This is a genomic window from Klebsiella sp. CB_Kp196, assembly GCF_040061575.1.
Lineage (GTDB): Bacteria > Pseudomonadota > Gammaproteobacteria > Enterobacterales > Enterobacteriaceae > Klebsiella > Klebsiella michiganensis.
This window is the reverse complement of sequence record NZ_JBEAFH010000031.1, coordinates 97,345-120,747: the sequence shown is the minus strand read 5'-3', so window position 1 is coordinate 120,747 and position 23,403 is coordinate 97,345. Positions and strand designations below refer to the sequence as shown.

The following is a 23,403-nucleotide window of genomic DNA, read 5'->3' as shown; positions in this document are numbered from 1 at the left end:
CTGGGGTGAGGAAGCGAAGCCAACAAAGAGACAGCCAGAAGTATGAAGAACAAAGAGCGCAATGGGACAGGTTCCAGATTAATCAACGATTAGATAGATAAGGAATACCCCCCATGTCAGAACGTTTACCAAATGACGTGGATCCGATCGAAACTCGCGACTGGCTACAGGCGATCGAATCGGTCATCCGTGAAGAAGGTGTTGAGCGCGCTCAGTATCTTATTGACCAACTCCTTTCTGAAGCCCGCAAAGGCGGGGTGAAAGTGGCTGCTGGCGCATCAACCGGCGGCTACGTGAACACTATTGCCGTTGAAGATGAGCCGGAATACCCGGGGAATCTGGATCTGGAACGTCGTATCCGTTCTGCGATCCGCTGGAACGCGATTATGACCGTTCTGCGCGCATCGAAAAAAGATCTCGAACTGGGCGGCCACATGGCTTCCTTCCAGTCTTCCGCAACCTTCTATGAAGTGTGCTTTAACCACTTCTTCCGCGCACGCAACGAGCAGGACGGCGGCGACCTGGTTTACTTCCAGGGCCACATCTCTCCGGGCGTCTACGCGCGTGCTTTCCTGGAAGGTCGTCTGACTGAAGAGCAGATGAACAACTTCCGTCAGGAAGTTCACGGTAAAGGTCTCTCCTCTTATCCGCACCCGAAACTGATGCCGGAATTCTGGCAGTTCCCGACCGTCTCTATGGGTCTGGGCCCAATCGGTGCGATTTATCAGGCTAAGTTCCTGAAGTATCTGGAACACCGCGGCCTGAAAGACACCTCTAAACAAACCGTTTACGCTTTCCTCGGCGACGGCGAGATGGACGAGCCGGAATCCAAAGGCGCGATCACCATCGCGACCCGTGAGAAGCTGGACAACCTGGTCTTCGTTATCAACTGTAACCTGCAGCGCCTTGACGGCCCGGTTACCGGTAATGGCAAGATCATTAACGAACTGGAAGGCATCTTTGGCGGTGCTGGCTGGAACGTTATCAAGGTTATCTGGGGCGGACGCTGGGATGAGCTGCTGCGTAAAGATACCAGCGGTAAACTGATCCAGCTGATGGAAGAGACCGTTGACGGTGACTACCAGACCTTCAAATCCAAAGACGGCGCTTACGTGCGTGAGCACTTCTTCGGTAAATATCCGGAAACCGCAGCGCTGGTTGCCGACTGGACTGACGAGCAGATCTGGGCCCTGAACCGCGGCGGTCACGATCCGAAGAAAGTCTACGCTGCGCTGAAAAAAGCACAGGAAACCAAAGGCAAAGCCACCGTAATCCTCGCCCATACCATTAAAGGTTACGGCATGGGTGACACCGCTGAAGGTAAAAACATCGCTCACCAGGTTAAGAAAATGAACATGGACGGCGTTCGCTACGTCCGCGATCGTTTCAACGTGCCGGTTGCCGATGCTGACATCGAAAAACTGCCGTACGTGACCTTCCCGGAAGGTTCTGAAGAGCACACCTATCTGCACGCCCAGCGTCAGAAACTGCACGGCTATCTGCCGAGCCGTCAGCCAAACTTCGATGAGAAGCTGGAGCTGCCGACCCTGGAAGATTTCGGTCCGCTGCTGGAAGAGCAGAATAAAGAGATCTCTACCACTATCGCGTTCGTTCGTGCCCTGAACGTGATGCTGAAGAACAAATCCATCAAAGACCGCCTCGTGCCGATCATCGCCGATGAAGCGCGTACTTTTGGTATGGAAGGCCTGTTCCGTCAGATTGGTATCTACAGCCCGAACGGTCAGCAGTACACTCCGCAGGACCGTGAGCAGGTTGCTTACTACAAAGAAGACGAGAAAGGCCAGATTCTGCAGGAAGGTATCAACGAACTGGGTGCCGGTGCATCCTGGCTGGCTGCTGCGACCTCCTACAGCACCAACAACCTGCCGATGATCCCGTTCTACATCTACTACTCCATGTTCGGGTTCCAGCGTATCGGTGACCTGTGCTGGCAGGCCGGCGACCAGCAGGCTCGCGGCTTCCTGATCGGCGGGACTTCCGGTCGTACCACGCTGAACGGCGAAGGTCTGCAGCACGAAGATGGCCACAGCCACATTCAGTCTCTGACCATCCCGAACTGTATCTCTTACGATCCGTCTTACGCGTACGAAGTTGCGGTCATCATGCACGATGGTCTGGAGCGTATGTACGGTGAGAAACAAGAGAACGTTTACTACTACATCACCACGCTGAACGAAAACTACCACATGCCGGCAATGCCAGCAGGCGCCGAGGAAGGTATCCGTAAAGGTATCTACAAACTCGAAACCGTTGAAGGTAGCAAAGGTAAAGTTCAGCTGCTGGGCTCCGGTTCTATCCTGCGTCACGTCCGTGAAGCAGCGCAGATCCTGGCCAAAGACTACGGCGTAGGCTCTGACGTTTATAGCGTCACCTCCTTCACCGAACTGGCGCGCGATGGCCAGGATTGTGAACGCTGGAACATGCTGCATCCGCTGGAAACGCCGCGCGTTCCGTACATCGCTCAGGTGATGAACGACGCTCCGGCAGTCGCATCTACTGACTATATGAAACTGTTCGCTGAGCAGGTTCGTACTTACGTACCGGCCGATGATTACCGCGTACTGGGTACCGACGGCTTCGGTCGCTCTGACAGCCGTGAAAACCTGCGTCACCACTTCGAAGTTGACGCTTCCTACGTGGTGGTAGCAGCGCTGGGCGAACTGGCTAAACGTGGCGAAATCGATAAGAAAGTGGTTGCGGAAGCCATCACTAAATTCAACATCGATGCAGATAAAGTTAACCCGCGTCTGGCGTAAGAGGTAAAAGAATAATGGCTATCGAAATCAAAGTACCGGACATCGGGGCTGATGAAGTTGAAATCACCGAGATTCTGGTCAAAGTGGGCGACAAAGTTGAAGCTGAACAGTCGCTGATCACCGTAGAAGGCGACAAAGCCTCTATGGAAGTCCCGTCTCCGCAGGCTGGCGTCGTTAAAGAGATCAAAGTCTCCGTCGGCGACAAAACCGAGACCGGTAAACTGATCATGATTTTCGATTCCGCCGATGGTGCAGCAGCCGCTGCACCTGCGCAGGAAGAGAAGAAAGAAGCCGCTCCGGCCGCCGCAGCACCGGCAGCCGCCAGCGCGAAAGAAGTTCATGTACCGGATATCGGCGGTGATGAAGTTGAAGTCACGGAAATCATGGTAAAAGTGGGCGACACCATCGCCGCTGAACAATCCCTGATCACCGTAGAAGGCGATAAAGCCTCTATGGAAGTGCCGGCGCCGTTCGCCGGTACCGTGAAAGAGATCAAGATTAACACCGGCGACAAAGTGTCCACGGGTTCCCTGATCATGATCTTCGAAGTGGCGGGCGCAGCGCCTGCCGCGGCGCCGGCGAAAGCGGAAGCCGCTCCGGCTGCTGCTGCACCGGCAGCTTCAGGTTCTAAAGAAGTTCACGTGCCGGATATCGGCGGCGATGAAGTTGAAGTGACTGAAGTGATGGTGAAAGTGGGCGATAAAATTGCCGCTGAACAGTCACTGATCACCGTTGAAGGCGACAAAGCTTCCATGGAAGTGCCGGCGCCGTTCGCGGGTACCGTGAAAGAGATCAAAATCAGCACCGGCGACAAAGTCTCCACCGGCTCCCTGATTATGGTCTTCGAAGTGGAAGGCGCTGCGCCTGCCGCAGCTCCGGCTGCCGCGGCTGCCCCAGCACCAGCTGCTGCACCGGCTCAGGCTGCTAAACCAGCTGCACCTGCTGCAAAAGCAGAAGGCAAATCTGAGTTCGCTGAAAACGACGCTTACGTTCACGCCACCCCGCTGATTCGTCGCCTGGCGCGCGAGTTCGGTGTAAACCTGGCGAAAGTGAAAGGAACTGGTCGTAAAGGCCGTATCCTGCGCGAAGACGTTCAGGCCTACGTGAAAGAAGCGGTTAAACGCGCTGAAGCCGCGCCTGCTGCTACCGGTGGCGGTATCCCGGGCATGCTGCCGTGGCCGAAAGTGGACTTCAGCAAGTTTGGTGAAGTGGAAGAAGTTGAACTGGGCCGTATCCAGAAGATCTCTGGTGCTAACCTGAGCCGTAACTGGGTGATGATCCCGCACGTTACGCACTTCGACAAAACCGATATCACCGATCTGGAAGCGTTCCGTAAACAGCAGAACGCCGAAGCTGAGAAGCGTAAGCTGGACGTGAAATTCACTCCGGTGGTCTTCATCATGAAAGCCGTTGCCGCGGCGCTTGAGCAGATGCCGCGCTTCAACAGCTCCCTGTCTGAAGATGCACAGCGTCTGACGCTGAAGAAATACATCAATATCGGTGTGGCGGTTGATACCCCGAATGGTCTGGTTGTTCCGGTCTTCAAAGACGTGAACAAGAAGAGCATTACCGAGCTGTCTCGTGAACTGACCGTGATTTCCAAGAAAGCGCGTGATGGTAAGCTGACCGCTGGCGAAATGCAGGGCGGTTGCTTCACTATCTCCAGCATCGGCGGCCTGGGGACCACCCACTTCGCACCGATTGTGAACGCGCCGGAAGTGGCTATCCTCGGTGTGTCCAAGTCCGCTATGGAGCCGGTATGGAATGGCAAAGAGTTCGTGCCGCGTCTGATGATGCCGATCTCTCTGTCCTTCGACCACCGCGTGATCGACGGTGCTGATGGTGCGCGCTTTATCACCATCATCAACAATATGCTGAGCGACATTCGCCGCCTGGTGATGTAAGCAAAAAGCCGGCCTGACGGCCGGCTTTTTTCTGGTAATCTCTTCTGCGTTTTGAAGTTACCAGCAATAAAGGACAAAATCGTTTGCCGTTTGTTGTTTCAAAATTGTTAACAATTTTGTAAAATGCTTGCGGATAGAACGTCCCGGTGGACATGGGCGTAAAAACAATAGCGTCAGACCCGCCGGATACAAATAACAGAGGTCATGATGAGTACTGAAATCAAAACTCAGGTCGTGGTACTTGGGGCAGGCCCCGCAGGTTATTCTGCTGCCTTCCGTTGCGCTGATTTAGGTCTGGAAACCGTCATCGTAGAACGTTACAGCACCCTCGGCGGTGTTTGCCTGAACGTCGGCTGTATCCCTTCTAAAGCACTGCTGCACGTTGCTAAAGTTATCGAAGAAGCGAAAGCGCTGGCCGAACACGGCATCGTTTTCGGTGAACCGAAAACTGACATTGACAAGATTCGCACCTGGAAAGAAAAAGTCATCACTCAGCTGACCGGCGGTCTGGCTGGCATGGCCAAAGGGCGTAAAGTGAAGGTAGTTAACGGTCTGGGTAAATTTACCGGCGCTAACACCCTGGAAGTGGAAGGCGAAAACGGTAAAACCGTCATCAACTTCGACAACGCTATCATCGCGGCGGGCTCCCGTCCGATCGAACTGCCGTTCATTCCGCATGAAGATCCGCGCGTATGGGACTCCACCGATGCGCTGGAGCTGAAAACCGTACCAAAACGCCTGCTGGTTATGGGCGGCGGTATCATCGGTCTGGAAATGGGTACCGTATACCATGCGCTGGGTTCAGAGATTGACGTGGTTGAAATGTTCGACCAGGTTATCCCGGCTGCCGATAAAGACGTGGTGAAAGTCTTCACCAAGCGCATCAGTAAGAAATTCAACCTGATGCTGGAAACCAAAGTGACCGCCGTTGAAGCGAAAGAAGACGGTATCTACGTTTCCATGGAAGGCAAAAAAGCCCCGGCTGAAGCGCAGCGCTACGACGCCGTGCTGGTAGCTATCGGCCGCGTGCCGAACGGTAAAAACCTCGATGCCGGTAAAGCAGGCGTTGAAGTTGACGAGCGTGGCTTTATCCGCGTTGATAAACAGCTGCGTACCAACGTGCCGCACATCTTCGCTATCGGCGATATCGTCGGTCAGCCGATGCTGGCGCACAAAGGCGTTCACGAAGGCCACGTTGCTGCCGAAGTTATCGCCGGCATGAAGCACTACTTCGACCCGAAAGTTATCCCGTCCATCGCCTATACCGAGCCGGAAGTTGCGTGGGTTGGTCTGACTGAGAAAGAAGCGAAAGAGAAAGGCATCAGCTACGAAACCGCCACCTTCCCGTGGGCTGCTTCTGGCCGCGCCATCGCTTCCGACTGCGCTGACGGTATGACCAAACTGATTTTCGACAAAGAATCTCACCGCGTTATCGGCGGGGCGATTGTCGGCACCAACGGCGGCGAGCTGCTGGGTGAAATCGGTCTGGCGATCGAAATGGGCTGTGACGCTGAAGACATCGCGCTGACCATCCACGCTCACCCGACTCTGCACGAGTCCGTTGGCCTGGCAGCAGAAGTCTTCGAAGGCAGCATCACCGACCTGCCAAACGCGAAAGCGAAGAAAAAGTAAATTTTTCTTTCAGGCAAAATCCAAAAAGCGGCTCAGTGAGCCGCTTTTTTTATCGGTGATGTTTAGAACTGTGTCGCTGTTAATAAAATTGCATATCTTATTAATACTTGAAAAATAGTTACTCAGTAAACTTATAGGTAGTTAACTATATGTGAGGTGTGTGATGAAAAAAGTTTTAACGACGACGCTGCTGGCAGCAACGCTGGTCTCGGGTATGGCCTGCGCGGCCGATGCCGCTATTCCCTGGGCTGATAACAGCGGCGGGACCGAAAGCACCCATATTGCGGCGATGGGCCAGGATTTGAATATGCAGCATCAGCAGATAACAAAGACCAGCGAAGGGGTATGGGCGGCGAATTCCGGCAGCATCAGCTCTGATGAAGCGGCGTTGACCAGCACTAAACCGGCTTTTGCGGGTGACCCGTCTCTGATGCCCCATCAGGGCTAAATCAGCACACAGATATGGCCCGGCGGCGTTATCGCACGCCGGGCTTTTTTCTATTGATTGATGGCCTGCCAGGCTGAATCCGGCGAAAACTGCGAAATGGCGCGCGCCTTGCTCTGCGTCTCATCCCCTAAATTAGCCTGATAAACCTCATCATTCTGGTTGACCATAAAGCTCATGATGCCGGTTTTTCCCCATTCCACAGGCCACGCCAGCAGGGCGAAGCCCTGACCCTCGCCATCTTGAATGATGCGAAAACGGTAGCCGTGATAGCCTTCTCCGGGTTCGGCGGGGCTAAACGCGGGCCCAAGCGGGCTGGGCGCTTCGCCGGGAGCGGCAGGCCAGTAGAGGCCGTCTTTCTTACCATCGCTGCTGATAATCCTCTGCGCCCAGGTGTGGTTTAGCCGATAAAAATCCTGCTGGGCATCAACGTAAGCGTGCATCGCCTGAATGGCTGACAGCTCATTGCGGCCAATCGCGCGAGTCAGGATCTCATCTTCAGCAGCGGCCATATCAAAACGCCAGCCGCTTTTATCCTTGATGATGGGGATCGGTAGCCGCCATGCTTCCTGTCCCACCTCCAGCCAGGCGCTATTCTGTTGCTGAACAATACGATGGCTGACTTTCCAGTCCCGCTGAAAGCGAGCGACGGCATCTGGGTCGATGCCCTCCGGCGGTAAAAATTGCTGCCAGCTATCGCCGAGCAGCCCGTTGAGGGCAGATTCATCATGCCTGCCGATTGCCTCAGCCAGCGCGCTTGCGGCCTGTTCCGGAGAGGAAAACTGCTGCTGAGCCAGCGCCATGGCGGGCGTCAGGGCCAGCGCCAGCAGCGTCATTTTTAATAATTTTTTCATCTGATTATCCTCAGCGGCGGCGCAGTTCACGGTGTTCGGAAAGATGTTCTCTGGCCGCGCTGCGCTGCTCGCTGCTTAAACCCGAGATATGGCGGCTCTGCAGGCCGCGCTCCTGCTGAGACTGCCAGGAGGGAGAGCGGATATCGTTACCGCTCAGGGCATTGGCGTGCAGGTTATTCAGCTTCTGCTGACGTTGTTCGGGCGTTGCGGTCCGGAACTGTTCACGGCGCTGTTGCTGCTGCGCCGTCGGATGCTGAATTTGCGTTTTGACCGCTTCCCGATGCTGCTGTTGTACGGCGCTATTTTTTACCGCCGGCGTGGCGTCATAGCCGCGATAGTTATTGCGCTGGGTCACCTGATGGAGCTGCTGCGACGCGGCCTGGCGCTGGGCATCGCGGGAAGGCGCGTGATTAAGCGCGTTGTCCGCATGCCCGGTACGCTGCTGTAGCTGCGTCATGGCCGCCTGACGCTGCGCGTTGCGATCGGCGGGCTGATGTTGGGTCGCGCTAAGCCCGCCGGGAACATTGGTCTGATGGTAATGCTGCGCAATCGTGTTGTTCGGATAGGGAATATTGCCGCGGTAGGCCGGATTATGCTGCCAGCTGGCGCGGTTTCCCGGCAGGTTCTGCCCGGTAATATGGTTGAAATTATTGACGTTGATGTTGATGTTATCGCCGTTGTGCACGTAGCCGCCGTGATGATCATCATCGTGATGGTGATCGTCATCATCATGGTGGTGATGATCGTCATCATCCCAGTCGATGCTGCTGAACAGAGCGTAGGTTGTGGCGACGCCGAGGCTATAGCCAAACCCCTTGGCGAAGCTGTCGGTAAACTGCTCCCCCGGAGGCGGCGGCAGGTAGACTGGCGGATAGGCGGTGTCAGGCCAGGTGCCGTAAACAACTGAAGGGTTATAGGCCGGCACGTATACCACATTTGGATTGGTGGATTCGATTTTAATCACCTGCGCCGGGGCGGAGGATGTCACGGCGCTGCTGCTGCTGCTGCGGGAAGCGGTGGCCGTGGACGTTGCCGGAGCCGGTGCCGCGGAGCGGGTGGCGGTGATGACTTTCTGCTGCGGCGTGGATTTTAACGTTCCGGTCTGCTGGGCGATGGCGCGTAAGCGCTGCACCGAATCCATGACGGCCTGCGGCTGGGCGAGAAAGGCGTTACCCAGGTTTTCCACCCACGGCGCATTTTCTCCCATTAACGCGAGAAGGGAAGGGAAGGCGACCAGCGATTTTACGCTGGGGTCCCAGGGCTGATTTGCCACCGCTTGCACCGCCGCATCGCCCTTCATTGTAGGGTTATCCTGCGACCACTCTACCGCCTGGACAACGTTACTCGGGTAGGTCGAAGCCATCAGCACCTGCGACAGCAGATTGTCCGGATAGAGCGCGATTGGCGCGACCCACTGGTCTATCTGCGCGGGTGTATAGGTCGTGGTCACCGGCTGGGCGGCGGCGGTTGCCTGCGCCGTCTGCGCAACGGCGGGGGGCTCGGGAACCGTTTGCGGCTCCCGGCTTTTGACGTAGAGCGTACCCGCGGCGGCTAATAGCCCGGCGCTACAGAGTAGCGCGAGCAGATGGGGTTTGAAAGGCAGTGTCATGAGAACTCCCGGCACAATAATTGGCCCGTTTTGACAGAGTATTGTCGAAAAGCGGGGGATTGCCTGAGTATAGAGAGCGCGTATTTGCGTTTTTGATTTTAGTTGGGATTTCGCTCAATTATGTGTAACAGAATTAATTTTATATACCGCTAAATTGACAGAAAACCTGCATTATTCTGCCCTTAACGATTCAGCTAATTTTTAATGTTGCTTTTTTGTAAACAGATTAACACCCCGCCAAAATCCTGCTATGCTGCCGACGCGGTATCGGGCATTTACCCTACAAACTGCTGTCTCACAGGAGCGTGAAGAGAATCGCCTACCGCATTTTACAATGAGAGCGAGGAGAACCGTCGTGCTAGAAGAATACCGTAAGCACGTAGCTGAGCGTGCCGCCGAGGGGATTGTACCGAAACCCTTAGATGCAACCCAAATGGCCGCGCTGGTAGAACTGCTGAAAAACCCGCCAGCGGGTGAAGAAGAATTCTTGTTAGACCTGTTAATTAACCGCGTACCGCCGGGCGTCGACGAAGCCGCCTATGTTAAAGCCGGATTCCTTGCCGCGATCGCCAAAGGCGAAGCGACTTCTCCACTGGTTACCCGTGAAAAAGCTGTCGAACTGCTGGGCACCATGCAGGGCGGTTACAACATCCATCCCCTGATTGACGCGCTGGACGACGCAAAACTGGCGCCGATCGCCGCGAAAGCGCTGTCCCACACCCTGCTGATGTTCGACAACTTCTACGATGTAGAAGAGAAAGCCAAGGCGGGCAATGCCTACGCCAAACAGGTTATGCAATCCTGGGCCGACGCTGAGTGGTTCCTGAGCCGTCCTCAGCTGGCTGACAAAATCACCGTGACCGTTTTTAAAGTCACCGGCGAAACCAACACCGATGACCTGTCTCCGGCCCCTGACGCCTGGTCCCGCCCGGACATTCCGCTGCACGCGCTGGCAATGCTGAAAAACGCCCGTGAAGGCATCGACCCGGATCAGCCCGGCGCCGTTGGCCCGATTAAACAAATTGAAGCACTGCAGCAAAAAGGTTTCCCGCTGGCGTACGTCGGCGATGTCGTGGGTACCGGCTCATCGCGTAAATCCGCCACCAACTCGGTGCTGTGGTTTATGGGCGACGATATTCCGCACGTGCCGAACAAGCGCGGCGGCGGTCTGGTTCTCGGCGGCAAAATTGCGCCTATCTTCTTTAATACCATGGAAGATGCCGGCGCGCTGCCGATTGAAGTGGACGTAAACAACCTGAACATGGGCGACGTGATCGACGTTTATCCGTTCAAAGGTGAAGTACGTAACCACGAAACCGGCGAACTGCTGGCGACCTTCGAGCTGAAAACCGACGTGCTGATCGACGAAGTGCGCGCCGGCGGCCGTATCCCGCTAATCATCGGCCGTGGCCTGACCACCAAAGCGCGTGAAGCGCTGGGCCTGCCGCACAGCGATGTGTTCCGTCAGGCGAAAGACGTGGCGGAAAGCAGCCGCGGATACTCTCTGGCGCAGAAAATGGTGGGTCGCGCCTGCGGCGTGGCCGGGGTTCGTCCGGGCGCTTACTGCGAACCGAAGATGACCTCCGTAGGCTCTCAGGACACCACCGGCCCGATGACCCGTGATGAGCTGAAAGACCTGGCGTGCCTGGGCTTCTCTTCCGACCTCGTGATGCAGTCCTTCTGCCATACCGCCGCCTATCCGAAGCCGGTGGACGTCACCACACACCACACGCTGCCGGACTTCATCATGAACCGCGGCGGCGTATCGCTGCGTCCGGGCGATGGCGTTATCCACTCCTGGCTGAACCGTATGCTGCTGCCTGATACCGTGGGTACCGGCGGTGATTCGCATACCCGTTTCCCGATCGGTATCTCCTTCCCGGCAGGCTCAGGCCTGGTGGCGTTTGCCGCCGCAACTGGCGTCATGCCGCTGGATATGCCGGAATCGGTACTGGTACGTTTTAAAGGCAAAATGCAGCCGGGCATTACCCTGCGCGATCTGGTACACGCCATCCCGCTGTATGCGATCAAACAGGGTCTGCTGACCGTGGAGAAGAAAGGTAAGAAAAACATCTTCTCCGGCCGCATTCTGGAAATTGAAGGTCTGCCGGATCTGAAAGTTGAGCAGGCGTTTGAGCTGACCGATGCCTCCGCCGAGCGTTCCGCGGCGGGCTGTACCATTAAGCTGAACAAAGAGCCGATCGTTGAGTATCTGACCTCCAACATCGTCCTGCTGAAGTGGATGATCGCCGAAGGTTACGGCGATCGCCGTACGCTGGAGCGTCGCGTTCAGGGCATGGAAAAATGGCTGGCGGATCCGCAGCTGCTGGAAGGCGACGCGGATGCGGAATATGCGGCGGTGATCGATATCGATCTGGCCGATATCAAAGAGCCCATCCTCTGCGCGCCGAACGATCCGGACGATGCGCGTTTGCTGTCCGACGTGCAGGGCGAGAAGATCGATGAAGTGTTTATCGGTTCCTGCATGACCAACATCGGCCACTTCCGCGCGGCCGGTAAGCTGCTGGACAACCACAAAGGCCAGCTGCCTACTCGTCTGTGGGTGGCGCCGCCAACCCGTATGGACGCCGCGCAGCTGACTGAAGAGGGCTACTACAGCGTGTTTGGTAAGAGCGGTGCGCGTATTGAAATCCCTGGCTGTTCCCTGTGCATGGGTAACCAGGCGCGCGTTGCCGACGGTGCGACGGTGGTCTCTACCTCAACCCGTAACTTCCCGAACCGTTTAGGTACCGGCGCTAACGTCTTCCTGGCCTCTGCGGAGCTGGCGGCCGTGGCCGCGCTTATCGGTAAACTGCCGACGCCGGAAGAGTATCAGACCTATGTTGCTCAGGTGGATAAAACCGCAGCGGATACCTATCGTTATCTGAACTTCGACCAGCTCGGTCAGTACACCGAGAAGGCCGACGGGGTTATTTTCCAGACCGCGGTGTAATGCGCTAGCTCAGCGCTGTACATAATCCCGCCAATGCCCGGTGAACTTTGCGTCACCGGGCATTTTTATTTCCCGTCCCTCCGTCCACCACGCTTTTTTTCTCTTCCACTGCTGCGATAATGACTGTATGGGTACAGTGCAGCGGTGACGCACTGCCCTTGCAGAGGAAAAGACTATGGATTACGAATTTCTGCGCGATATTACCGGAGTGGTAAAGGTGCGAATGTCGATGGATCATGAGGCGATCGGCCACTGGTTCAACGAAGAGGTTAAAGATAACCTTGCCCTGCTGGACGAAGTCGAGCAGGCCGCGCGCACCGTTAAAGGCAGTGAACGTTCCTGGCAACGCGTCGGCCATGAATACACGCTATGGCTGGACGGCGAAGAAGTGATGATCCGCGCTAACCAACTGGATTTTTCCGGCGATGAGATAGAAGAGGGGATGAGCTACTATGACGAAGAAAGCCTCTCGCTATGCGGCGTGGAAGACTTTCTTCAGGTCGTCAACGCCTATCGAAAATTTGTAGGTCAATCCTGAGCAACGTTAATCATTTCCACGGCCGGACAGTTATGTCCGGCTTTTTTTTGGCCTTAACGGCCTGGTTTGATTTTTATTAATCATTTTAAAACTGTGATCTGGCGCGTTTGTGAAGTTTATTTGATTAAATATAATCTTTATGATTTTATTTAATCACAGCATAACAACAGGCGGGAAGACCATGAACATCAAAAAGGCTATAGAACGTGTACCTGGCGGCATGATGGTTGTGCCACTGGTGATCGGCGCCATTATCAATACCTTTGCCCCGCAAGCGCTTGAGATCGGCGGGTTCACCACCGCGCTGTTTAAAAACGGCGCAGCGCCGCTGATTGGCGCCTTCCTGCTCTGTATGGGAGCGGGAATTAGCGTCAAGGCAGCGCCACAGGCTCTGTTGCAGGGCGGTACCATTACGCTGACCAAACTCCTGATCGCCATTGCGATTGGCCTCGGCGTGGAACAGCTCTTTGGCGCTGAAGGGATCTTCGGCTTAAGCGGCGTGGCGATCATCGCTGCGATGAGTAACTCGAATGGCGGGCTTTACGCCGCGCTGGTTGGCGAGTTTGGTAACGAGCGTGATGTGGGAGCGATCTCCATCCTGTCACTGAATGACGGGCCATTCTTTACGATGATTGCGCTGGGCGCGGCGGGGATGGCCAACATTCCCATTATGGCGCTGGTCGCCGTGCTGGTGCCGCTGGTGGTGGGAATGATCCTGGGTAACCTCGATCCCAACATGCGCGACTTCCTGACCAAAGGCGGCCCGCTGTTGATTCCGTTCTTCGCTTTTGCGCTGGGCGCAGGGATCAACCTTGAAATGCTGCTACAGGGCGGTCTGGCGGGCATTCTGCTCGGCGTGCTGACGACCTTTATCGGCGGTTTCTTTAACATTCGTGCCGACCGTCTGGTGGGCGGAACCGGGATTGCCGGCGCGGCGGCGTCCAGTACCGCCGGAAACGCCGTGGCGACGCCGCTGGCGATTGCCCAGGCCGATCCCTCTCTGGCAGAGGTTGCCGCCGCGGCCGCGCCGCTGATTGCCGCATCGGTGATCACCACCGCGATTCTGACGCCGGTCCTCACCTCATGGGTGGCTAAGAAGCAAGCGCGTCAGGTTGCAGAGGAGAAAAAAGCATGAAAATGATCGTTATCGCCGACGACTTTACGGGTTCTAACGATACCGGCGTGCAGCTGGCAAAGAAGGGGGCGCGCACGGAAGTGATGCTAACGCCGGATCAAAAACCTTCGCGTCGCGCTGATGTGCTGGTGATCAACACCGAAAGCCGCGCGATGCCTGCAGCTGAGGCCGGGAAAGCGGTAGCGCAGGCGTTAGCGCCGTGGTGCGATGGTGATGCGCGTCCGCTGGTTTACAAGAAAATCGACTCTACTTTCCGCGGCAACGTGGGGGCTGAAGTGACGGCGGCAATGCGTGCTGCAAACCGGAAGCTGGCCGTAATTGCGGCGGCTATCCCCGCTGCCGGGCGCACCACCCGCGACGGATTATGCCTGGTCAACGGTACGCCACTGCTGGAAACCGAATTCGCCAGCGATCCGAAAACGCCCATTATCTCCTCGCGAATTGCGACGTTGATCGCCCTGCAAAGCGATATCCCGGTTCATGAAGTGTCGCTCGAAGACGTTCGTCGGGGGCAATTGAGCGCCCTGTTGACGGCTTTTTCAGCCGAGGGTGAGTGCATGGTGGTGGTGGATGCCGTGGAAGATCGCGATCTGTTGCTGATTGCCCAGGCTATTTGTGAACAAAAAGAGATGCCGCTGTTGGTTGGCGCTGCCGGGCTGGCGAACGCGCTACCGGTCAGCACCTTCATGCAGGAAAAGCAGGAGCTACCGGTACTGGTGGTGGCCGGATCGATGAGCGAGGCCACGCGGCGGCAGGTTGAAAAAGCGCTCTGCCAGGCGCGCGCCAGCGTCGTGGATATTGACGCCTCGCGGCTGGCCTCGGCGCAGTACGAGCAGGAAATGGCCGCGGCGGTTGAACAGGCCTGTGCGCTGCTCAGTCGCCAGCAGCACACCATTTTACGTACCAGCCGGAGTGCGGACGATCGGCAGATGATCGACGGCCTGTGCGCTCAGGCTGGCGTAAGCCGCCAGCAGCTCGGTGAGATGCTTAGCGAACGCCTCGGAATGATTACGCTGCGCATTATCGAACAGGCTCGTATTGGCGGGCTGTTCCTGACCGGAGGAGATATCGCCACCGCGGTCGCCGCCGCGCTCGGGGCGGAAGGCTATCGCATTCAGAGTGAGGTGGCGCCCTGTATTCCCTGCGGGACGTTCGTTAACAGTGAAATCGACGATCTGCCGGTTATCACTAAAGCCGGCGGATTCGGTTCAGACAGCACCCTTTGTGATGCGCTTTATTTTATTGAGGAGATGTACAGTGGTAACTAAAACAATTGCGATTACGATGGGCGACCCGGCGGGCATCGGTCCGGAAATTATTGTCAAAGCGCTTTGTGAAGACGAGCTCAACGGCGCGCCGCTGGTGGTGGTCGGGTGTCTGAAAACCCTGAAACGTCTGCAGGACAAAGGGCTGGCGGAAGGCGTCACCTTTCGCGCGATCGCCGAGGTCGCGGAGGCGCGATTTGCTCCAGGCGTGATTCATGTCATCGACGAGCCGCTGGCCCAGCCGGACGCGCTGGAGCCGGGTAAAGTGCAGGCCCAGGCGGGCGATCTGGCCTACCGCTGCGTGAAGCGGGCGACGGCGCTGGCGATGAAAGGCGACGTACACGCCATCGCGACCGCACCGCTGAATAAAGAAGCGCTTCATCTGGCAGGGCACAATTATCCTGGTCATACCGAGCTGCTGGCGACGCTGACTGAAAGCCGCGATTACGCCATGGTGCTCTACACCGACAAGCTGAAGGTCATTCATGTCTCGACCCACATTGCGTTGCGTAAGTTCCTCGATACGCTTAATGGCCAGCGCGTGGAGACGGTCATCGGCATCGCGGATCGCTTCCTGAAACGCGTCGGCTTCACCCAGCCGCGCATTGCCGTTGCCGGGGTCAATCCCCATGCGGGCGAAAATGGTCTGTTTGGCGATGAAGAAATACGCATTGTGTCGCCGGCCATTGAAAACATGAAAGCGAAGGGAATCGATGTTTATGGGCCTTGCCCGCCGGACACCGTGTTTCTACAGGCATACGAGGGGCAATATGACATGGTGGTGGCGATGTACCACGATCAGGGACATATTCCGCTCAAACTGCTTGGCTTCTACGATGGGGTGAATATCACCGCGGGTCTGCCGTTCATCCGCACCTCTGCCGATCACGGTACCGCGTTTGATATAGCCTGGACGGGAAAAGCAAAATCTGAGAGCATGGCCGTATCGATTAAATTGGCAATGAAACTGGCGTAATTTCCTGTTATGAAAGGACAACACCGTCTGGATAAGATTGTGGCGTATTTGAAAAATCATACGCTGGTGACCGTGGAACAGCTGGTGGATGCGGTAGAAGCATCGCCTGCAACGATACGACGCGATCTGATCAAACTGGATGAGCAGGGCGTGATCAGCCGCAGCCACGGCGGTGTTGCCCTGCGGCGCTTTGAGCCTTCTCAGCCTACCACCAATGAAAAGCAGCTACGATCGCCTGCGGAAAAGCGGGCGATTGCGCGTTTTGCCGCCTCGATGGTGCAGGCGGGCGACGCGGTGGTACTGGACGCCGGCACCACCATGCTGGAGCTGGCAAAATGCCTGACCCATCTTCCGCTCAGGGTGATCACAGTCGATCTGCATATCGCTCTGTTTTTATCCGAATTCCGCCAGATAGAAGTGACCATCGTCGGTGGCCGCATTGATGACAGCAGCCAGTCCTGTATCGGCGAGTTTGGTCGTAAGATGTTACGTAGCGTCTATCCCGATATCGCTTTTATGAGCTGTAACAGCTGGAGCGTGGAAAAGGGCGTGACGACGCCGACGGAAGAAAAGGCGGGGCTGAAGCAGGAGATCATTGCCAACGCCCAGCGTAAGATCTTACTGGCCGACAGCAGCAAATATGGCGCCCACTCGCTGTTCAACGTCGCTCCGCTGAGCCGCTTCACTGACATTATTACCGATGGGGGGTTGCCTCTTCCCGTTCAGGCTGAGCTGAAAGCGCAGTCCGTTGCCCTTACGCTGGTACAGCCTGAACGTTAAGGATACCGCCAGCCGATACGGTGTTACACGCTCGGGATATTGCGTCCGTAGTAGATTTCGCGCATCTCTTTCCAGAGCAGGTCGGTAATCACCTTACGCTCCTCTTCGCTCAAATCTTCCGGCTTCGTGTGGAACATATAGTGCTTAAGGTCGAACTCCTTAAGCAACATCTTGGTATGGAAAATATTTTCCTGATAAACGTTCACGTCCACCATGTCATACAAAGACTTAATATCCTCGGACATGAAGTTCTGAATGGAGTTAATTTCATGATCGATGAAGTGCTTCATGCCGTTCACATCGCGGGTAAAACCGCGAACGCGATAATCAATCGTGACGATATCGGATTCTAGCTGGTGAATCAGATAGTTCAGGGCCTTCAGCGGTGAAATGACCCCGCAGGTTGAGACTTCAATATCGGCGCGGAAGGTGCACAGTCCGCCTTCAGGATGGCTTTCCGGATAGGTGTGAACGCAGATATGGCTTTTATCGAGATGCGCCACCACGGTTTCCGGTAGCGGACCCGGGTGTTCTGTCTGATCGATAAGCTGCGGATCGACAGGCTCTTCGCTGACCAGGATCGTCACGCTGGCGCCCTGCGGTTCATAATCCTGGCGGGCAATGTTAAGAATATTGGCGCCGATAATCGAACAGGTCTCTGACAAAATTTCCGTCAGGCGGTTGGCGTTGTAGAGTTCGTCAATATAGGCGATGTAGCCATCGCGCTCCTCTGCCGTTTTTGCGTAGCAGATATCGTAAATGCAAAAACTCAGGCTTTTGGTCAGATTGTTAAAGCCGTGCAGCTTCAATTTTTTCAATTTAGATCACCTCCTTACTTAACGGTGGATAGCGCATCCAGTAAATACTGCGGTAAAGCAAATGCCGCCGCGTGAATGGCCGGATTGTAATAACGGCACTTCAGGTTCGACTTGTGAAAACGGGCCTGGATGATTTCACTGGAAAGATGGCGCAGCGCTTCGTTGTCCGTGGCCCATGCGAAGGTCATGATGCCGCCGTAGTAGGTGGGAATCGCCGCCTGATAGAAGCTTACGTCGCTAAAGTAATGGCTGAGCTTGCGATGGCTATCGACGGCCTCATCCTGTTGCAGGAAGCTGACGCCGTTCTGAGCGACGAAGATCCCGCCTGGGTTGAGGCAGCGCTTGCAGCCTTCATAGAAGGCGGAAGTAAACAGGCTCTCGCCGGGACCGATAGGATCGGTGCAGTCGGAGATAATGACGTCAAACGTTTGCGCCGTCTGGTTAACAAAATTGACGCCATCGTCAATCACCAGGGTAAAGCGCGGGTCGTCGTACGCACCCGCATTATGGTTGGGGAGGTACTGGCGACAGAATGAAACCACGCCCGCGTCAATTTCTACCATGGTGATGGTTTCGACGCTGCGGTGACGGGAGACTTCGCGCAGCATGGCGCCATCGCCGCCGCCGATAATTAACACATGTTTCGCCTGGCCGTGGGCCATCAGAGGAACATGGGTCATCATTTCATGGTAGATAAACTCATCACGTTCGGTGGTTTGTACCACGCCGTCCAGCGCCATCACGCGGCCAAAGGCTGCGTTTTCGAAAATGATTAAATCCTGATGATCGGTTTTCTCATGATACAGAACGTTATCAACGCTGAAATACTGACCAAAATGGTCGTGCAGCGTTTCATGCCACAGATTGCTATCGGCCACGGGCAGATCCTCCTTTGTTAACACCTGTTACACCCATCAAAAATGAGCGCAACATCATAGCCAACTATAGAAGATGATGCACGGTGGATATTTCAGCAAATGAAGCGTGGGGCATTACCCGTTCACAAAGAGGGGAAAGCGCCTCCCCGATGGGAGGCGCCAGGATCAGGGTTTTTTAGCCTGTGGTTCTGCCGCAGTGGCGTCAACGATTCTGACGGTATATACCATGGTCGCTCCCGGCGGGATTTTAGGCGGTTTGCCTTCGCTGCCGTAGGCGAGATTGGGAGGGATCACGACCGTTATCGCTCCGTGGTTTCCCAGCCGCTTGAGCGGCCCAAGGAAGATGGGAGGATAAGATTTCAGAGGCTGGGACCAGACTTTCCCCTCCGCTTCCATATCGTTAATGACGGTTCCATCGGTAAGCGTTTCCTTGATAGTGACGGTAACGATATCGCTGTCGAGAATCTTGCCCTTGCCGGCATAATCTATGCGACTGTAAATGCCGTCTTTCAATACCACCCCTTTTTGCTTCGCGAAGTTTTGTTGATATTTCTTTCCTTCGCTAAGGGTTTGCTGTTCGAGCTTCTTTAGGTTCTGAAAGACTTTTTTAGACACATCGAATAAGGCTTTATTGCGCGCTTTCTCATCAAGGGCGATATCCCCTGAAAAAGAATCCATAATCCCCTGTAAAACGGTATCTTTACTGGTTTTTACGCCCTGAGATGCCCGGGTAGATAAGAGCTGCAGCACCTCCTCGCCCATCGATACACCGATAGCGTAAGCCTGCCGCAGAGGCTCTTTTGCAAAGTCGATAGCCAGCGGCTTTTTCGCCTTGGCGTCAGCAAGCCTGGCCTTTAGCCGGGTAATTTCATCGGCGCTGGCCTGCTGTAGGGCGTTGTCCTGACCGGCCTGCTGACGGCCAGCATCCGCCTGAAGGGACGTCTGCGGCGTACTGATGATAACGGCGTCCAGTTTAGCCGTGAGCGCCTGTTTTTCTACTGCCGCGGCCGCCAGCTTTGTCGTTAAATCTGTTTTTTCCGCTTCACTGGCGTTGAGCTTCGCTATCGCTGCTTTCTGCTCGGTTTGAGACGCATCCAGTTTCGTTTGCAGCGCCCGCTGTGCGGCGTCAGCCGCGGCGAGTTTTGTTAGCATTTCCTGCTGAGCTGCCTCTGCAGCAGCGAGCCTTGTTGCGAGAGCTTGCCTCTCTTTCGCCTCTGTCGTGAACTTACCGGTGAGCGCTTGTTTCTCCGCTGCGGCCGCCGCCAGCTTTGAGAGCGTATCTTGCTTTTCTGTTTCCAGCGCCGCGAGCTTCTGCTGCAGGGATTGCTTTTCGGCGGTTGCCTCAGCCAGCTGAAGCTCAACTTTTTGTTTCGCGGATTCTACTAATGCCACTCTTTTTTCCTGCTGCAGCGTTTTATTTTCTGTGGCATTACGCTGGCCCTCGATCTGTTTTATTTCAGCCGCGGCGGATAGCGCGTTATCTATTAATTGTTGTTTTTCGGCTACGGCAGTCGCTAACTTTTTCTCAAGCAGCTGAATTTTATCTTTCAGCGCTTTTTGGTTGTCTGCTTCGGCGTTCACCGTGGCCGGCTTCACATCAAGCTGCTGCCGAAGTTGGCGGATGAGTTTATCTTTTTGAGCAATGATTGCAGCCTGACGGGAAACTTCATGGGTATTCAGGACGGTTTTTTTATTCGTTGTTTTTGTATTATTGCTTTTCTCCTCAACGGGCTTTACCGGCTCGCTGATTTTTTGCGCCTGCTGCTCTTTAGCATAATTTAAAAATGCCGGGCCTGAGGCATCGCTATTTGAGCTCGCCGTGACGCTGATAAGGGCGTCTTTTTCCGCATAGGCATCCGGCGATAGCGCCAGCACAAAAACTGCTGCCAGCGATACCGGATTGAAGTTTTTGGCTATTTTCCCGTTCATGGCTGAACATTTTCACCACGTTTAACAAGGCTATCGATCAGCTCCTTTTCAATATCAGCGCACAGCTTGATTGATTTGAACTGGTACATCGAATCGATCCCCTGTTTTGTCGGTTCTGCCACTTTACTGCGCACAGAATTATATTGTGATGCCGCGCTAAGCAGGGCAGTGAACTCATTGCCGAGTTTGTCCGCCTGTTTGGGGTTCACTTCTTTCAGCGACTCCAGCGCTTTACGGCAAGTGTCTAAACGCGCTTGCTCATCGGCGATTCTCTGCTGTTCGGTTTGCTGTTGGCTTAATGTCGACTCAGATAAGGGTTTCACTAATCCGGCGGATTGCCTGGGTTGTATTGAATTACAACCCGCTAATAAAATGAGGGCCAGAGGGGCTATGCTTGTAAATAAGGATCTGTTCAAGGTTTCATTCCATTGATAAAAAGAGGTGTTATCGGGCGATAATAGTGTGCGAAAAAGAAGAATGCAATAATAGAGTTTATGATTTTTGATGGCGTACTTTTAATATTAGTTATACCCGTCATATTTCACGCTGCTTATGCGTTGGCTACGCTCGCTTACCCCTTGCCGCCTTCAAGTAACTCTAATTATTTAGGGTATATATTAATATGTTGAATGCTTAATGAATTATCATTGAATTCTATGAATTGAGATATAAATTAAGTGCTGTTGTTAATTGAATTGCTATTATTATGCGGCGTCATAGCCGTATTCGCACGGCTACCGTATTATGAAATGAAGGGGGTTATTTCACGTAAGCGAGCAGGCTAAGCGAATCGCGGGCCAGCGCTTTGCATTTTTTAGTGGTGGGAATCTGGATTCCGCTAAGGTCCCGGTAGCTATCTTCGCCGAGCGCTTTCATATTGAAGCTGTCGTAATTGCTTAAATCCCATTGATTCTGCTGAGCAAAAAAGACCAGGGCACGGCGAATCTGCGTGTTAGGCAGATTTTGATAACCGCAGTCGTTCTTCAGGAAGACGAATACTGCCGTTAAATCAGCCATATCTTCCGCTTCGGACTCGCTTAATGCATAGCTATTGGCGGAGAGAGTCAGCAGGCTGCCAAGCACTATTGTTCTGAAAAGCGTCTTCATTTTTTCTACCATTGAATCACGGACAAACAAAGTTAGCACACTTCATTACAGTGCGCCGAGCTTTATTCTTACTCTTCTGCTTGACCTTCCTGTTGGGGGAGGGTTTAAGCTCAATTATTCACCAGCAGAATAAAAAGGATGTGAAAATGCAACGTCGTGAGTTTCTTAAACTAACCGCTGCGGTCAGCGTGGCCAGCGCATTGCCGCTATGGAGCCGCTCGGTTTTTGCCGCCAGCCGCCCATCTTTGCCTGTACCCGAACTGCTTACCGCCGACGCGCGTAATCGCATCTCGTTAATCATTCAGGCTGGAAAAACGCAGTTCGGCCCTCATCTGGCGACCACCTGGGGCTATAACGGCAATCTGCTGGGCCCGGCCCTACAGCTTAAGCAGGGTGAGGAGGCGACCATCGACATTCATAACCGTCTGGCGGAGGAGACCACCGTGCACTGGCACGGTCTGGAGGTTCCCGGCGCCGTGGACGGCGGTCCCCAGGGCGTGATTGCCGCCGGAGGCTCCCGCACGGTGACCTTTACCCCAACGCAGCGGGCGGCGACCTGCTGGTTCCATCCCCATCAGCATGGTAAAACCGGCAGACAGGTCGCGATGGGGCTGGCAGGGCTGGTGCTGATTTCTGATGCAGAAAGCGAAAAGCTGCTCCTGCCAAAGCAGTGGGGAATTGATGATGTCCCGGTGATTGTGCAGGATAAAAAATTCACCTCAGCGGGAGAGATTGATTATCAGCTCGATATTATGAGCGCAGCCGTGGGCTGGTTTGGCGATACGCTGCTCACTAACGGCGCGCTGTACCCGGAGCACGCTGCGCCTCGCGGCTGGCTACGTTTACGTCTGCTGAACGGCTGTAATGCGCGTTCTTTGAATTTCGCCACCAGCGATAAGCGGCCCATGTACGTCGTGGCAAGCGATGGTGGTCTCCTGGCTGAGCCGGTGAAAGTTAACGCGCTGCCGGTGCTGATGGGCGAGCGTTTCGAAGTGCTGGTAGATACCACTGACGGGAAGCCCTTCGATTTAATTACGCTCCCGGTCAACCAGATGGGGATGGCGATCGCTCCGTTTGATCGGCCGCAGCCAGTGTTACGCGTGCAGCTGCTGACTATCCAGGCTTCCGGTAAGCTGCCGGATGTGCTGGCCGCTATGCCAGCGCTGCCCTCGCTTCAGGGCCTGACTCAGCGTACTTTGCAGCTCTCGATGGATCCGATGCTCGATATGATGGGCATGCAGGCGCTGATGCAAAAATATGGCGACCAGGCCATGTCCGGCATGGACCATGGCATGATGATGAATCACGGAGAGATGGGGAATATGAACAATATGAACCACGGTGACATGGGAAGCATGAATCATGGCGGCACGGCGCAGATGAAGCACGGTAATAAGGCGTTTGATTTCCATAATGCGAATCGGATCAACGGTAAAGCCTTTGATATGAATGTTCCCCTGTTTGCGGCGGCGAAAGGGCAGTATGAGCGGTGGGTGATTTCTGGCAAAGGCGACATGATGCTGCATCCGTTCCATATTCACGGCACTCAGTTCCGTATTTTGTCCGAAAACGGCAAAGCGCCGGCACCCCACAGGAGCGGCTGGAAAGATACCGTCAGGGTTGAAGGCGATGTCAGTGAAGTGCTGGTGAAATTTGATCACGATGCGCCGAAAGAGCATGCCTATATGGCGCACTGCCATCTGCTGGAGCATGAAGATACGGGAATGATGCTGGGATTTACGGTGTAGAATTCGCTTCCCGTCTAAGGGCGAGGCGTGTGGCTTGCTTCGATAGAAAAGAGAG

The 23,403-nt window shown here is 55.0% G+C and carries 18 protein-coding genes; 11 read left to right on the top strand and 7 right to left on the bottom strand.

Features of this window, described 5'->3' with window-relative positions:
• Window positions 1-113: 113 nt before the first annotated feature.
• The 4 genes from aceE to ABLU87_RS05305 all read left to right on the top strand — a co-directional run bounded on the left by aceE (window position 114) and on the right by ABLU87_RS05305 (window position 6,761).
• Entirely contained in the window at window positions 114-2,777 is a 2,664-nt protein-coding gene (gene aceE, locus ABLU87_RS05320) for a pyruvate dehydrogenase (acetyl-transferring), homodimeric type (protein ID WP_004098634.1), read from the top strand.
• A gap of 14 nt (window positions 2,778-2,791) precedes the next feature.
• Window positions 2,792-4,681, top strand: a complete 1,890-nt coding sequence (aceF, locus tag ABLU87_RS05315) for a pyruvate dehydrogenase complex dihydrolipoyllysine-residue acetyltransferase (protein WP_014227937.1) — start codon at window positions 2,792-2,794, stop codon at window positions 4,679-4,681.
• Window positions 4,682-4,888: 207 nt separating this feature from the next.
• The gene (gene lpdA / locus ABLU87_RS05310; protein WP_004098637.1) at window positions 4,889-6,313 is read left to right on the top strand and encodes a dihydrolipoyl dehydrogenase; all 1,425 of its coding nucleotides are present in this window, start codon (window positions 4,889-4,891) and stop codon (window positions 6,311-6,313) included.
• A 163-nt stretch (window positions 6,314-6,476) separates the two neighbouring features.
• Window positions 6,477-6,761 (top strand): hypothetical protein, encoded by a 285-nt coding sequence (locus ABLU87_RS05305; protein WP_014227938.1) that lies wholly within the window; start codon window positions 6,477-6,479, stop codon window positions 6,759-6,761.
• 50 nt (window positions 6,762-6,811) lie between these two features.
• On the opposite strand, the gene ABLU87_RS05300 is transcribed toward ABLU87_RS05305, so the two are convergent.
• A complete protein-coding gene (locus tag ABLU87_RS05300; protein WP_014227939.1) occupies window positions 6,812-7,612 on the bottom strand; it encodes a DUF2950 family protein in 801 nt (266 codons plus the stop codon).
• A gap of 10 nt (window positions 7,613-7,622) precedes the next feature.
• Entirely contained in the window at window positions 7,623-9,221 is a 1,599-nt protein-coding gene (locus ABLU87_RS05295; RefSeq protein WP_122117821.1) for a DUF3300 domain-containing protein, read from the bottom strand.
• Window positions 9,222-9,576: 355 nt separating this feature from the next.
• Here ABLU87_RS05295 and acnB point away from each other — a divergent pair, with 355 nt between their 5' ends.
• From acnB to ABLU87_RS05265, 6 genes are all read left to right on the top strand, one after another.
• Window positions 9,577-12,174, top strand: a complete 2,598-nt coding sequence (gene acnB / locus ABLU87_RS05290; protein ID WP_004098644.1) for a bifunctional aconitate hydratase 2/2-methylisocitrate dehydratase — start codon at window positions 9,577-9,579, stop codon at window positions 12,172-12,174.
• Between the two features lie 175 nt (window positions 12,175-12,349).
• The gene (gene yacL, locus ABLU87_RS05285) at window positions 12,350-12,712 is read left to right on the top strand and encodes a protein YacL (protein ID WP_004098646.1); all 363 of its coding nucleotides are present in this window, start codon (window positions 12,350-12,352) and stop codon (window positions 12,710-12,712) included.
• 181 nt (window positions 12,713-12,893) lie between these two features.
• On the top strand, window positions 12,894-13,847 hold the full coding sequence (locus tag ABLU87_RS05280) for a 2-keto-3-deoxygluconate permease 1 (RefSeq protein WP_025106505.1): 954 nt from the start codon (window positions 12,894-12,896) through the stop codon (window positions 13,845-13,847).
• Entirely contained in the window at window positions 13,844-15,115 is a 1,272-nt protein-coding gene (locus ABLU87_RS05275; protein WP_102803133.1) for a D-threonate kinase, read from the top strand. Before ABLU87_RS05280 ends, ABLU87_RS05275 begins: the two co-directional genes overlap by 4 nt.
• Complete coding sequence (locus tag ABLU87_RS05270) at window positions 15,105-16,088, top strand: D-threonate 4-phosphate dehydrogenase (RefSeq protein WP_122117861.1); 984 nt, start codon at window positions 15,105-15,107, stop codon at window positions 16,086-16,088. Before ABLU87_RS05275 ends, ABLU87_RS05270 begins: the two co-directional genes overlap by 11 nt.
• A 9-nt stretch (window positions 16,089-16,097) precedes the next feature.
• Complete coding sequence (locus tag ABLU87_RS05265) at window positions 16,098-16,868, top strand: DeoR/GlpR family DNA-binding transcription regulator (protein WP_032748007.1); 771 nt, start codon at window positions 16,098-16,100, stop codon at window positions 16,866-16,868.
• Window positions 16,869-16,891: 23 nt separating this feature from the next.
• On the opposite strand, the gene speD is transcribed toward ABLU87_RS05265, so the two are convergent.
• The 5 genes from speD to ABLU87_RS05240 all read right to left on the bottom strand — a co-directional run bounded on the left by speD (window position 16,892) and on the right by ABLU87_RS05240 (window position 21,600).
• Window positions 16,892-17,686, bottom strand: a complete 795-nt coding sequence (gene speD, locus ABLU87_RS05260) for an adenosylmethionine decarboxylase (RefSeq protein WP_004098656.1) — start codon at window positions 17,684-17,686, stop codon at window positions 16,892-16,894.
• A gap of 14 nt (window positions 17,687-17,700) precedes the next feature.
• A complete protein-coding gene (speE, locus tag ABLU87_RS05255; protein ID WP_004098658.1) occupies window positions 17,701-18,564 on the bottom strand; it encodes a polyamine aminopropyltransferase in 864 nt (287 codons plus the stop codon).
• Between the two features lie 165 nt (window positions 18,565-18,729).
• The gene (locus tag ABLU87_RS05250) at window positions 18,730-20,493 is read right to left on the bottom strand and encodes an FKBP-type peptidyl-prolyl cis-trans isomerase N-terminal domain-containing protein (protein WP_122117860.1); all 1,764 of its coding nucleotides are present in this window, start codon (window positions 20,491-20,493) and stop codon (window positions 18,730-18,732) included.
• Window positions 20,490-20,909: a hypothetical protein gene (locus ABLU87_RS05245; RefSeq protein WP_025106509.1), complete on the bottom strand. Its 420-nt coding sequence runs from the start codon at window positions 20,907-20,909 to the stop codon at window positions 20,490-20,492. The genes ABLU87_RS05250 and ABLU87_RS05245 overlap by 4 nt, the downstream gene beginning before the upstream one ends.
• A 343-nt stretch (window positions 20,910-21,252) precedes the next feature.
• Window positions 21,253-21,600 (bottom strand): YacC family pilotin-like protein, encoded by a 348-nt coding sequence (locus tag ABLU87_RS05240; protein ID WP_014227947.1) that lies wholly within the window; start codon window positions 21,598-21,600, stop codon window positions 21,253-21,255.
• A 146-nt stretch (window positions 21,601-21,746) separates the two neighbouring features.
• Between ABLU87_RS05240 and cueO the strand changes: the two genes are divergently transcribed.
• Window positions 21,747-23,348, top strand: coding sequence for a multicopper oxidase CueO (cueO, locus tag ABLU87_RS05235; protein WP_122117157.1), 1,602 nt, complete (start codon window positions 21,747-21,749; stop codon window positions 23,346-23,348).
• Window positions 23,349-23,403 lie beyond the last annotated feature (55 nt).